Origin of the sequence: uncultured Pseudokineococcus sp. (assembly GCF_947495735.1) — a bacterium.
GTDB lineage: Bacteria > Actinomycetota > Actinomycetes > Actinomycetales > Quadrisphaeraceae > Pseudokineococcus.
On record NZ_CANMAA010000035.1, the window covers coordinates 1 to 1,589 of the forward strand.

Here is a 1,589-nt window from a genome sequence, read left to right on the forward strand (position 1 = left end):
CATGACCAGGGCCGGCAGCATGAAGATGCTCCTTAGAAAGGAGGTGATCCAGCCGCACCTTCCGGTACGGCTACCTTGTTACGACTTCGTCCCAATCGCCAGTCCCACCTTCGACAGCTCCCTCCCACAAGGGGTTGGGCCACCGGCTTCGGGTGTTACCGACTTTCGTGACGTGACGGGCGGTGTGTACAAGCCCCGGGAACGTATTCACCGCAGCGTTGCTGATCTGCGATTACTAGCGACTCCGACTTCATGGGGTCGAGTTGCAGACCCCAATCCGAACTGAGACCAGCTTTTTGGGATTCGCTCCACCTCACGGTCTCGCAGCCCATTGTACTGGCCATTGTAGCATGCGTGAAGCCCAAGACATAAGGGGCATGATGATTTGACGTCATCCCCACCTTCCTCCGAGTTGACCCCGGCAGTCTCCGATGAGTCCCCGGCATAACCCGCTGGCAACATCGAACGAGGGTTGCGCTCGTTGCGGGACTTAACCCAACATCTCACGACACGAGCTGACGACAACCATGCACCACCTGCGCAGGACCCTTGCGGACCCACCATCTCTGGAGGATTTCCCTGCATGTCAAGCCTTGGTAAGGTTCTTCGCGTTGCATCGAATTAATCCGCATGCTCCGCCGCTTGTGCGGGGCCCCGTCAATTCCTTTGAGTTTTAGCCTTGCGGCCGTACTCCCCAGGCGGGGCGCTTAATGCGTTAGCTGCGGCACAGACCACGTGGAATGCGGCCCACACCTAGCGCCCAACGTTTACGGCATGGACTACCAGGGTATCTAATCCTGTTCGCTACCCATGCTTTCGCTCCTCAGCGTCAGTTACGGCCCAGAGACCCGCCTTCGCCACCGGTGTTCCTCCTGATATCTGCGCATTTCACCGCTACACCAGGAATTCCAGTCTCCCCTACCGCACTCTAGCTCGCCCGTACCCACTGCAGACCCAGGGTTAAGCCCTAGGCTTTCACAGCAGACGCGACGAGCCGCCTACGAGCTCTTTACGCCCAATAATTCCGGACAACGCTTGCACCCTACGTATTACCGCGGCTGCTGGCACGTAGTTAGCCGGTGCTTCTTCTGCTCCTACCGTCACTCTCGCTTCTTCGGAGCTGAAAGAGGTTTACAACCCGAAGGCCTTCATCCCTCACGCGGCGTCGCTGCGTCAGGCTTCCGCCCATTGCGCAATATTCCCCACTGCTGCCTCCCGTAGGAGTCTGGGCCGTGTCTCAGTCCCAGTGTGGCCGGTCGCCCTCTCAGGCCGGCTACCCGTCGTCGCCTTGGTAGGCCATCACCCCACCAACAAGCTGATAGGCCGCGAGCCCATCCCCAACCGAAGAACTTTCCACGACCAGACCATGCGGCCAGCCGTCATATCCGGTATTAGCCACCGTTTCCGGTGGTTATCCCAGAGTCAGGGGCAGGTTGCTCACGTGTTACTCACCCGTTCGCCACTGATCCACCCAGCAAGCTGAGCTTCACCGTTCGACTTGCATGTGTTAAGCACGCCGCCAGCGTTCGTCCTGAGCCAGGATCAAACTCTCCATCAATGCACAACAGTCAACAACCCCCCAACCACCA

The 1,589-nt window shown here is 58.9% G+C and carries 1 rRNA gene; it reads right to left on the reverse strand.

The features are described 5' to 3' along the window. Positions 1-36 precede the first annotated feature (36 nt). A 16S ribosomal RNA gene (locus tag Q0848_RS18850) occupies positions 37-1,558 on the reverse strand. Positions 1,559-1,589: the final 31 nt, after the last annotated feature.